This is a genomic window from Oceanobacillus luteolus, assembly GCF_023715655.1.
Taxonomy (GTDB): domain Bacteria; phylum Bacillota; class Bacilli; order Bacillales; family Amphibacillaceae; genus Oceanobacillus; species Oceanobacillus luteolus.
Genome location: NZ_JAMBON010000062.1, coordinates 1 through 11,478 on the forward strand (window position 1 = coordinate 1; position 11,478 = coordinate 11,478).

Annotated in this window: 12 protein-coding genes; 3 read left to right on the forward strand and 9 right to left on the reverse strand. The window is 41.2% G+C overall.

Translation table 11 applies throughout. From position 1 onward, the window contains the following. Positions 1-125: 125 nt before the first annotated feature. The 6 genes from M3210_RS18685 to larE form a co-directional block, all read right to left on the reverse strand. Positions 126-554, reverse strand: a complete 429-nt coding sequence (locus tag M3210_RS18685) for a DMT family transporter (RefSeq protein WP_251517571.1) — start codon at positions 552-554, stop codon at positions 126-128. Between the two features lie 127 nt (positions 555-681). Then, positions 682-1,434 (reverse strand): LysM peptidoglycan-binding domain-containing protein, encoded by a 753-nt coding sequence (locus M3210_RS18690; protein WP_251517573.1) that lies wholly within the window; start codon positions 1,432-1,434, stop codon positions 682-684. 155 nt (positions 1,435-1,589) lie between these two features. Further along, a complete protein-coding gene (gene larC2 / locus M3210_RS18695) occupies positions 1,590-2,054 on the reverse strand; it encodes a nickel pincer cofactor biosynthesis protein LarC2 (protein WP_251517574.1) in 465 nt (154 codons plus the stop codon). Between the two features lies 1 nt (position 2,055). Then, positions 2,056-2,802 (reverse strand): nickel pincer cofactor biosynthesis protein LarB, encoded by a 747-nt coding sequence (gene larB, locus M3210_RS18700; protein ID WP_251517575.1) that lies wholly within the window; start codon positions 2,800-2,802, stop codon positions 2,056-2,058. A 21-nt stretch (positions 2,803-2,823) separates the two neighbouring features. Further along, on the reverse strand, positions 2,824-3,699 hold the full coding sequence (gene larC / locus M3210_RS18705) for a nickel pincer cofactor biosynthesis protein LarC (RefSeq protein ID WP_251517576.1): 876 nt from the start codon (positions 3,697-3,699) through the stop codon (positions 2,824-2,826). Between the two features lie 96 nt (positions 3,700-3,795). Beyond that, positions 3,796-4,623, reverse strand: coding sequence for an ATP-dependent sacrificial sulfur transferase LarE (larE, locus tag M3210_RS18710; protein WP_251517577.1), 828 nt, complete (start codon positions 4,621-4,623; stop codon positions 3,796-3,798). 774 nt (positions 4,624-5,397) lie between these two features. Between larE and M3210_RS18715 the strand changes: the two genes are divergently transcribed. Then, on the forward strand, positions 5,398-6,741 hold the full coding sequence (locus M3210_RS18715; protein ID WP_251517579.1) for a hypothetical protein: 1,344 nt from the start codon (positions 5,398-5,400) through the stop codon (positions 6,739-6,741). A gap of 40 nt (positions 6,742-6,781) precedes the next feature. Here the strand turns inward: M3210_RS18715 and M3210_RS18720 are convergent, their stop codons facing one another. After that, a complete protein-coding gene (locus M3210_RS18720; RefSeq protein WP_251517581.1) occupies positions 6,782-7,432 on the reverse strand; it encodes a YdeI/OmpD-associated family protein in 651 nt (216 codons plus the stop codon). A gap of 84 nt (positions 7,433-7,516) precedes the next feature. Here M3210_RS18720 and M3210_RS18725 point away from each other — a divergent pair, with 84 nt between their 5' ends. After that, complete coding sequence (locus tag M3210_RS18725; RefSeq protein ID WP_251517583.1) at positions 7,517-8,728, forward strand: PLL family lectin; 1,212 nt, start codon at positions 7,517-7,519, stop codon at positions 8,726-8,728. 497 nt (positions 8,729-9,225) lie between these two features. Here the strand turns inward: M3210_RS18725 and M3210_RS18730 are convergent, their stop codons facing one another. Beyond that, positions 9,226-9,498 (reverse strand): hypothetical protein, encoded by a 273-nt coding sequence (locus M3210_RS18730; protein WP_251517586.1) that lies wholly within the window; start codon positions 9,496-9,498, stop codon positions 9,226-9,228. 209 nt (positions 9,499-9,707) lie between these two features. On the opposite strand from M3210_RS18730, the gene M3210_RS18735 reads away from it, so the two are divergent. Continuing rightward, positions 9,708-10,067: a DoxX family protein gene (locus M3210_RS18735; RefSeq protein WP_251517589.1), complete on the forward strand. Its 360-nt coding sequence runs from the start codon at positions 9,708-9,710 to the stop codon at positions 10,065-10,067. A gap of 66 nt (positions 10,068-10,133) precedes the next feature. On the opposite strand, the gene M3210_RS18740 is transcribed toward M3210_RS18735, so the two are convergent. Beyond that, entirely contained in the window at positions 10,134-10,949 is an 816-nt protein-coding gene (locus M3210_RS18740; RefSeq protein WP_251517592.1) for an N-acetylmuramoyl-L-alanine amidase, read from the reverse strand. Between the last annotated feature and the right edge of the window lie 529 nt (positions 10,950-11,478).

Sequence of the window (11,478 nt, forward strand, 5' to 3'; positions counted from 1 at the left end):
CTTCTGACAATATCCAGTAAATTCTGTAAATATTACTGGGTTAGTTTAGTGTTGCCTTTTTTAAGATAATTGAACCTTGATAACTCAATAATCATTTATTTTACTCTTGACATATCACCGCAGGTCTAATAGATTAAAACTAGTGCAATAAGCATGGAAATAATGGCAAAGATTTTTTCTTTATTTAGCTTTGCCCGTCTGCTCCCAAGCCAACCAAAGTGTTCAATAACCATACTTGTAATCAATTGACCGAGTATTAACGCCAACATGGCGAGTCCTACACCAATATATGGGACACTGATAATTAACGCTGATAAATATACGACGCCAAAAGCCCCGCCAACTAATGTCCACTTTGGTACTTTTGTGATCTTGGACATATTCCCTTTGCCAAAAAACAGCCAAAGCAAACCAAGCAGAATAGAAGCAACGAAAAAGTTATAAAAGTTCGTCTCCAACTGGCCAATGACCTGTCCAAGCTGTCCATATACCGCCCCTTGGATGCTCAGTAAAATTCCGCCGAGTAATGCTAATATGTAAGCTATATACCGCATGTCGACTTTCTCCTAACTTTTTTTACTATAGTATCCCACAAAAGACTGAAGACTGAAAACATTTCCGATAAATAAAATGACGCAAGCAACTGCTTACGCCATCTTTATTCCACTAGCTTTCAAAAAATTATTTAACACGCAGCTTTTGACCGATTTGAATTACATTTACGTTTTTAATATTATTTAGCCTCACCAATTCTGCTACCGTTGTGTTATATTTTCTAGCAATTCCAGATAACGTGTTTCCAGATTTAACTGTGTAGTAGACAGGATTAGCTGCATTCGGAATCGTTAAAACCTGGCCCACCCGAATAAGATTCGGATTACTAATATTGTTTGCCGCTTGAATGATTTTTACGGTCGTATTAAACTGCTGAGCGATTTTGCTGAGCGTATCCCCTGCTTTCACGATATACTTCTTGTTAGGAGCAGGAGCTGTCCCTGAATCGAAATTCCGAAGATATACCGTTGGTTCCAACGTGCTGTTTTCTTCATCAGACTCCCAGCCATAGGATGGCGCAGTTTTCTTCCGGACTTCGTAATGCAAATGAGAGCCGGTAACTCGCCCTGTTGCTCCTTGATAACCAATGAACTGACCCATTTTAATATTCGTACCGGCCTTTACGGCGACACGATCTAGATGGGCATATAACTGCCCTCTGCCGTTCTTATCTCTTATTACTACAACATTTCCTAAATTACCTAAACCAGTACCAGACTTACCTAATCCGGCATATATGACCGTACCGGCGGTAAACGAGTAAATCGGAGCCTTATGGGCTTTGACAAGGTCAATACCTGAATGGAATTCTCTGACGCCACTTAATCGTCTCCATCCATAAGGACTCGTGACCCGATAACCTTCAAATGGATTCACCATTTTTTAGCCTCCTCTCTACTAGAAGATGCAATAGATAGTCCATACGTAAAGTTATCAACCTATTAATTTCAAAAACGGATGAATGTCATAGAATAAATAAAAAGAGCTGAGCGTACGAATTTGATTCGATACACTCAGCTCATTATTTTAAAATTCTATAATTGTTTCCACACCGCAGCATAAACTTGTTTTAATGGTTTTCCATGTTCCTGGGCAATCTTTCTGCACTCTTCATATTCAGGTGAGCTTTGGAAAACTTGTCCATCCTTTACACCCTGTTTGACAGTGATTGGACCCCATTCTGTTTCTACCTTGATGAATCTTCTTTCCATTCTGTGAACAGTAATCGGGTAATAGCGAATGCCCAACGTCGTTGTCTCTGCTAATAGAATCTCTTTCATATCCTCCAATTTATCCGCGGAACATAAAAGCTGCAAAAGGACTCCAGGCCGATTTTTCTTCATATAAATCGGTGAGTAAATCACGTCATTCGCTCCGGCTTCAAATAGACGGTCCATAACATAGCCGAGCCACTCACCTGATGTATCATCGAGATTGACTTCCATTTTAAACATCTCTCTATCAATATGCTCCTCATTTGGAGGATGCTTGTTTTCCATATCAATCGCTCCCTTTACCCGCTAGTCGATCAATGAGAACAGCCTGATAGCCGCCACCAAAGCCATTATCGATATTGACGACACTCACACCACTTGCACATGAGTTCAACATGGTAAGTAGTGCGGAAACCCCATTAAAGCTGGCGCCGTAGCCGACACTCGTTGGAACTGCGATGACCGGATGGGAAACGAGTCCACCAACGACACTTGCCAGTGCCCCTTCCATACCCGCGACGACGACTGAAACCGTTGCACCTTGGATTTCCTCCGCATGGTCTAAGAGCCGATGGATTCCAGCTACTCCAACATCATAAAAACGTCTGACATTACTACCGAGCAGTTCAGCAATGACAGCCGCCTCCTCAGCCACTGGTAAATCCGACGTCCCTGCACAAAGGATGGCAATGTATCCTGTTCGTTTTTCCTGTGAATCAACCGCTTTCCAAGAAAGGATCCTTGCTGTCTCATGATAAGTAAGCTCCGGATGCTTCACGAGAATTTCAGCTGCCTTCTCTTTATCTACCCGTGTTACTACAACATCATCGCCGCGCTTTTGCATCGCTTCGAAAATCGCCATAATCTGCTCAGGCGTTTTTCCTTCCCCAAAAATAAATTCAGGAAAACCCTGACGTTTTTTACGGTGATGATCCACCTTGGCAAAACCTAAATCCTCATAAGGCTTTAAAACTTTCATCGCTTCATCAATCGTCAGCTTACCTTCTTGCACCTGTCTTAAAATATTCTCCATATCGTCATCTGCCTTCCGTCGTTACTCTTCACCAATTACAACCCTTAACACGTTCGGATGCTTCGGAAAGCTTTTCGTACCTGCACCATACCCAATGGATTGTACTTTCATCGAAGGGAATGTGGTAAACTCCTCTGCCAATACCGCAATAAAAGCTGCTCCAGTTGGTGTGGTCAGCTCACCTTTCAAATCACTTTTCGAAAGTGGGACTCCTCTTAAAATCTCCAATGTTGCCGGTGCAGGAACTGGGTATACACCATGATCGATATGAATATGACCAGAGCCTGTAGGAACTGCGGATGATTTAATTTTTTCCACTCCCAGCTGTTCCAGTAAAATAGCTGTCCCGACAATATCAATGATGGAGTCGACCGCACCTACTTCATGGAAATGCACCTCATCAAGTGGCATTCCATGGATTTTTCCTTCTGCCTCGCCAATTTTCTTGAATATTTTAAGTGAAGTTTCTTTCACTTGTTCTGTCAGCTCAGATGAACGGATCATTTCCGCGATGTCACGATAGGAACGGTGATGATGGTGTCCGTGGTGATGGTGGTGATGCCCATGGTCGTGTTCATGGTCATGAACGTGTGAATGGGTATGTCCATGATGATAATCATGTGTATGGTTGTGCTCATCATGGGAATGTGTATGCTCCATATGTTCATGTGTGTGATCATGGTGATGATGCACATCATTCTTCAACAATACATCAAATTTTGTTGCTGTTATCCCATTTTTATTAACGCTCGTTACCTTTAACTCATATTCATCTTCTATATGTAACTTCTTCATTTCCGTTTCCAACTGGGAGAAATCACCGCCTGCATCGATTAACGCACCGATGGTCATATCCCCGCTAAGTCCGGAAAAACAATCAAAATAGAGGGTTTTCATTCTTGTTGCTCCTTTCGAGACAAAAAATCAGTATAGAATCATTTTAACCGTTAAAAAAGCAGTTTCCAATCTTTACGACTGAAAACTGCTTAGCTCTTAAGCGTAGGCTTTTTTCTCTTCCTGCTCAATCACTTCGTTCATGCTTCCTGTACGGTAACCTGCAAGGTCAACGGATACGTAGTCAAATCCGAATACTTTCAGTTGTTTACCAATTTCTTCGCGTTTGAAGAGTACTTCTGTAATTTTCTCTGGTGCGACTTCAATACGAGCCACGTTATCATGGTAGCGGACACGCACTTTTTCAAAGCCAAGAGATTGTAAGTATAGTTCCGCCTTGTTCACTTGGTCGATTAGGTCTGCACTCAACTCTGTTCCATAAGGAATACGGGATGCCAGGCTGCAAGATGCAACTTTATCCCAAACTGGAAGATCTAATTCTTTCGCCAATGCGCGAACATCAGTCTTATAGAAGTTTGCTTCCTGTAATACACTGCGGATGCCTTCTTCTGTTCTCGCTTTCAAACCAGGACGGAAATCCTCTTCGTCATCTTTAATCATGCCGTCTAACACGTATGGGTAATCCATTTCTTCTGCTAATTTATTAAGATGTGTGTAAAGTAATTTTTTACTGAAATACCAGCTGTCTGGATTGTTTGCCACAATTTCAGGTTGCTCAAGTTCTTTGATTTCTGTCGTATGGACACGTACTCCTAAATCTTTAGCAAGCTTTACAGCTGCTTCGAATTCCGAATCACGGAAAAGCTCTGAGTTTACTACAACTGCAAGTACGTCATCTCCTAATTCCTCTTGAGCACGTTTCAAGACAACTGCACTATCCACACCACCGGAAAATGCAACCATCACTCGACCCATATCTCGTAAAATCTTACCTAGTTGTTCGTTTTTCTCTTGAAGTTTAACCATTCCATTCACCTCGTTTAGTTGATCAATCAGGATTCGAAACCTTTTGTTCCTGATTTTCTTTCTTAAACTTATATCTATCGGCCATTTAATAAATCTAGAACGCAATCCACATCTCATCTTTATTAAATATCTGTATTTTAAGTATACAATAACTCCTCATCTTTAAACAAATCATTAAATCAAGCTTTCCAGACAATAATTTAATTTGTTTGAATGATTGTAACAATTTATAGTGCTTACGTATGAAAACGGATTAATATTGGCGATTATTTTCCGGATTCTATGAGAAGCATTCTAATTCGGGAAAATAGGATCATGTTATCTTCCGGAATCTATGAGGTAGGTTTCCTTTTAGGGAAGTAAGGCAGGGATATTTTCCCGAAACGATGTGAAGGCACCTTTTCAGGAAAGTAAAGCTGGGGTATCTTCCCTAATCGACGAGAGGACATCCTATTCGGGAAAACAAAGCAGGGGTATCTTCCCGAAACTACGTGAAGATCTCCTATTCAGGAAAATAAAACCATGATATCTTCCTAAAACTGCGAGAAGACTTCCTCTTCAGGAAAGTAACCCCCCGATATCTTCCCCAAACTAAAAGAACTCCTCCCGCTCAGGAAAGTAATCCAAATTTTATTCCCTGATAGATTAAGAGTCTGGTCCTGATTGCCTTATTATGGTAGAGTTAATATAAATTTTTGAAATATTAATAGAATCTAAAGTTTCTATTTTCCCGGAATTTGTTTTTGAAGCGTTGGTGAACAGGGGGTAGCCCAAGTGAAGATTATACCTTTTTATCTAATCTATGGTGCATTGTTTTTACTTTATATTATCAACGTTTATATACAATCATCCGCCATTGAATTCATCATCAGTTGGAGTACGCTGATTATTTTCATCCTCTCTTGGCGGCTTGCAAGTAAATTGTTTAAAATCATGAGTTTGCTTTTTGCACTGAGCGGGGTGCTGATGAATCTAAGTGGAGGGGTACCTTTTTATGAGATTCCACAGCAATTTATGAATAACATCCCGATGCTTATTTTCTTAAGTTTGCTGCCATGGATGGCAAGTGCGTTCAGTATTGGAGAGTACGACCGGGCATTGAAAAACATGAATAACACGAAGGATGGCAAGCTTTCCGGCATGTATGGAAAATCGTTGGCGACAACTTATAGCTTAACCGTTTTTATTAATGTATCTGCCATATATATCGTACAGCAGATTCTCATCGAAAAATTAAAAGGCATCGATGAAGCGGTAAGAAATGATTATTTGATCCAAGTGACATTACGGACATTTGCCCTGGCGGCGTTTTGGAGCCCAATGGAAATACTGTTTGGGATTACAATCGAAGCGACGGGAGTAAGCTTCTTATCTTATTTACCTTGGCTGTTGTTATGTTCATTCTTAGTGGCGATTTTAGAGGTGTTTAATAGCAAGCGAAAGTTCGCCGAAATTCATATACCAGCTGAACAGGTAAACAAAAAGGAACTTGTACAGGCGCTAGTGAAACTATTCTTCGTTTTATCGGCATTTTTCACAGTGATTATTACAGCAAACCATTATACGACGTGGAATTTTATATTTACAGTAGCGATGGTTATTTTTCCTTTTACATTGATTTGGTCCCTGTTCATGCGCCGTGCAGTAAAGTTTTTAAAATATGGATGGGAGAATTGGAAGAACTATAACAATGGCATGCAAAATTTTGCTGTGCTCTTCTTGTCTTTAGCGATATTCTCACAAGGATTTAATCAGACCAGCATTCCACTTTTCTTGCAAAATATCCTAGGACATATATCAGACTATACACTATTAATCTTTCTATTCATTCCTGCGGTTTACTTTGCAATGGGAATGATTGGGGTCCACCCGATAGCAACAATTGCAATTTTGCTCGAAGTGCTGAATCCTTTATTCGGCACTATCAATCCACTAAGTATTGGGATTGTACTCGTCGTTTCAGCAATGGCGACCACACCGTCATCTCCATATGGAATTAATACAACACTTACTGTGCAGAGCATCCACGTATCGCCTTACTATGTGACAAAGAAAAACTTTTCCTTTTCTTTGCTGGTGGCGGGGATGGGGATTCTCATTGCAATGCTTCTGCTTTGAAACTAATTGAAGTGGGTCAGATAAATTGGACCCACTTTAATTAGTTTTTATGTTTCCGATAGAGCTCTACTGATTTGTATCCTTGAGATAATATATCAATCATTTCTGCCTGGCGCTTATCCCGAGTTTTCTGTTGCTTCGCCGAAAATAAGTAGCGGGCCCAACCACGTTGATAGCCTGGTGTCAGCTCTTTAAAGAATTGCAATTCATTCTGATGTTCTGCTAACATTTGCTCCACATCCTTCACCTTCTCCTCATAATCTCCAACACGCTGACTTGCAGCTGAAGACTTCTTAGAAGATTTCTTTTCTCTTTTTAACCCAACTACCGTAAATACCTCATCCATACTAACCATGCGGGAAAACTTCAATTCACTATCCAGCACATAACCGTCCTCACCCACCTGTAAAGCGGGGAAAATTTCATCACGATGGATATACGTGTCGTATCGTTTATTTCCCTTTTTCGGGTAGGCGAAAAATAGATAGCCTTTCTCCTGTATTGAATTCTCCTTAATAACCTGGAGTATGTGCTGCTTCATCTCGTCAAGCGTTTCAATAAAGATGAAAATTGCATCATGCTCTCCCTCGAGCTTTGTCTTAAATTCATCAAACAAATGATAATCGGACGGCTCATGTAACACAGCCATATTTTCATATTTACTTAATTTCAACTTATCGATGATCGTCACAAGAACACTCCTTTATGTTAAATATAGATGATTGTCACTTCCAATTTTCCTTGCATATGCTAATGAAAAAGCGGAGGAATCAATATGTATTACTACCCCTATTATTTTGCACCAGCACCAATGCCGGTTTATCCTTATGGAAACCCATATATGGATATGCGTCAACAAATGAATGCTCAACAAATCATGCAACGGCTTCGTTCCGAGCATGGTAATCTATATACACAACTTGAGCAGGCCGGCATGAACAGACAAATTGCCGATTATGCCTTTTTCTTTATCGTTAATTATACACTGAATCAAGCAAATACAAACCAAAGTGCCAATCAAATTTATCAGCAGTTCCAAAGACAAGTCCCTTGGTTCACCTTGTTGTTTACCCAACTGAATATACCAAGGAATGTCATGGACCGTATATTAACGCAAGTCATTCAAATTGTATTAGATCTCATTCGACCTGGTCAGCCTAGCCCTGGTCCTGGTGGCGGGTGGTCAGGCTGGGAGAGTTTAGGTGGTGCGCTGACATCAGCACCTGCAGCAGCATCTTGGCAAAATAACCGACTAGACGTCTTCGCTCGCGGTACTGACAATGCGCTCTATCATATTTGGTGGGATGGCAGCAGATGGAGTAACTGGGAAAGCCTTGGTGGCGTTCTAACATCCTCGCCTGGTGCAGTTTCTTGGGGACCGAACCGAATTGATGTATTTGTTCGTGGAACAGACAACGCACTTTATCATAAATGGTGGGATGGCAGCAGATGGAATGATTGGGAAAGTCTTGGCGGCACATTGACAAGCGGGCCAGCTGCTTCTTCACGCCGAGCAAATCAGCTCGATGTTTTTGTGAGAGGTACGGGGAACCGGCTTTATAGACGATCTTGGAATGGATCCCGTTGGGAAGAGTGGGAAGACCTCGGCGGTAACTTGAATTCAGAACCGGCAGCTGTTTCCTGGGGACCGAACCGCATCGATGTGTTCGCAAGAGGACAAAATAATAATTTGATTCACAAGTGGTGGAACGGAAACACATGGAGTAATTGGGAAAACCTCGGAGGAACGTTAACGAGCGCACCAGCTGTATCTTCCAGAAGGGCAAATCGGTTAGAGGTCTTTGCTCGAGGCAGAGGAAATCGACTTTTCCGAAGAGAGTGGAACGGCACTCGCTGGAGTGAATGGGAAGACCTTGGAGGCAACTTGAATTCTGCCCCAGCTGCCGTCTCTTGGGGGCCGAACCGTACAGATGTCTTTGCAAGAGGGCAAAATCAGGATTTGATTCATTTGTGGCGTGGACAATAATGTGCATTCTTATTCCTAAACTCCTTATAAAAGCATAAACAAGAAAATTTCAGTTGTATTTGTGTTCCTAGAGGCCTTGTAAATGTACGAACGGGGGAAATTTCTTTGCATTCGTGTTCCTAGATGCCTTGTAACTGCACGAAAAGAGGATGTTTTTTTGCATTCGTGTTCTTAGAAGCCCTATAACTGCACGAAAGGAGGATATTTTTTTGCATTCGTGTTCTTAGATGCCTTGTAACTGCACGAAAGGAGGAAATTTCTTTGCATTCGTGTTCTTAGAAGCCTTGTAACTGCATGAAAGGGGGAAATTTCTTTGCATTCGTGTTCTTAGAAGCCCTATGACTACACGAACGAAAGATATTTCTTTTCATTCGTGTTCTTAAATACCTCATAAATGCACGAATCATTTGTATCCCCTTCTGAAGAACTTATAAAATATCAACAAAAAAGGTGCTGCAAGATAATTGCAAGCACCCTTCTTTTTTTACTGCTATATTTTAGTAATATCCGTAAGGTCCATATCCTCCATATGGATAAAATCCCGGTCCATACCCGTATCCCGGACCATAAAACGGCCCTGGACCATAGCCAAACCCCGGTGGACGACCAGCAAGTAATCCTCCTCCTATGAATCCCAACCCGGCTCCGATCAGACCAGCAGTCAATGGGGCAATAAACTCACCAGAACCGTATTCGTAACCATACGGGCCACCGTTTCGCTGCAGTCCCGGATGATACATCATCGGTATATGTTCTACATATCCATTCATTTGCCTGCTCCTTTTCAAAAAATTCGAAGGTACCATTTCCTCACTCTCTACAGCCTATGGTATTCGCCCTGAAAACGAGCTAGGCAAAACCCTAATTTCAGCATTAAATTTGGGTATTAGCTAATAGCAACCTCTAATTAAAATAACCGTCAAGCTTGTCTCCATTCAAGCATAGAAATAATTATGATACAAAATTGGAGGTGTCTGCTGTGCATGGACAACTGATTAGGTGGATTTGCTATGCGATCGGCTATGTATTTATCACATCCGGTGTCATCAAATTAATTGTTCCCTACTTTAAAGGACTGTTCGCCGGTCTTGGATTGCCGTATCCTGAGTTAACTTTATTTTTAGTTGCTGTTATTGAAATTGCATGCGGTATGTTGATTGCAGGAAGAATGTATATCAGATTCGCCACTCCCCCACTCATTCTCATTATGGCTGTAGCAATTGTTCTTACAAAAATCCCCATCCTTACACATTCTGGATTTCTATCTTTCGCTTTTGAGGCAAGACTTGATATCGTGATGTTAATTCTACTATTTCTTATTTGGAAGCATGTAGTGTAGAATACCATTTGCGGTTCTCAAAAAAGCGGATTAATCTTAAATTAACCCGCTTTTTTGAAGTTCAAGCTATGAATCTGTCGTAACATAAGCGTCTTTAATGCCTAAGTTACGAATAACATTCCTCCGTTGTTCTGCCGATTTTTTATTGCGAAATGCCCCCGCTTGGACTCTGTATCTTGTTGCATTTCCCACTTTAGTTGTCTTAATTATCGCTTCCACATTATTCTTTTTCAGCATGTTACTACGTGTCTCGGCATTTTTACGGGATGCAAAACTTCCTGCAATGACATAATACATACCTGTATCCGGCTTCTCAGGGTCTTTTGGTTTCGCCAGCTTTTTCAACGACAGTGCCCTAGCCAATCCCTCACCGATGGCATCTCCCAGAATATTTAAGAATGATTTATCTCTTAGAAGATTAAGGTCAGCAGTCGTATCTACGAATAAATTTTCCAATAAAATCGCGGGCATCTTCGTTTCACGCAAGACGTGGAAATTTGCCCGTTTTATTCCACGATCACGAGCTCCATATTTTGAAATTACGCTCATGACATATTTATGAAGTGTCTGCTGCGCTCGTACGGTTTGCGATGATACGGGGCCGTTATAAATATAGCTCTCCCAGCCTCTACCACCACCCGCATTAATATGAATCGAACAATAATAGTCAACATTTTCCCGATTCGCGCGGTTGGTACGGGCCGCCAAGCTGACTGTTGTATCTGTAGTCCTTGTCATACTAACCTTGACATCATAGTTTTTCCGTAAATAATCACGAGTTCGCAACGCGATACTTAGATTGAGGTCCTTTTCTAAATTGCCCCTTTGAGAGGCACCTGGATCGCTTCCGCCATGTCCAGGATCCAACATAATCGTTGGCATGATAACACCTCCTTTATAGTTACAATATGAAAAAAAGACAAAGAAGAAACTTTTAAATACCTAACTGGGAAAAAAAGTTGATAAAAGAGGGGCGTGGGGATTTTATACTGAGGAGAGGTGTATATGGCACAATTGAATTTAGTTTTGGTGTACGGAAACGGTCCATATTGTCATGAAGTAGGATTTTTTTCTGCCTTCGTGCGCTGAGAAGCATTCTATCAGCACGAACGAACGAGTATTTTCTGCCTTCGTGTACTGAGAAGCACTCTATCAACACGAACAAATGATTTTTCTCTGCATTCGTGCACTGAGAAGCACTCTATCAACACGAACGAACAATTTTCCTCTGCATTTGTGCTCTGAGAAGCACTCTATCAACTCGAACGAATCATTTTTCTCTGCATTCGTGATAACGTCCTTATAATTGTGTAAAAAGGTATAAAAAAATAGGTCATCTTCCAGACCCATGTTAAAATATTTTCGACCAAGAAAACAACACATGGAGGTAGGAAAAGATGACCCAAATAAA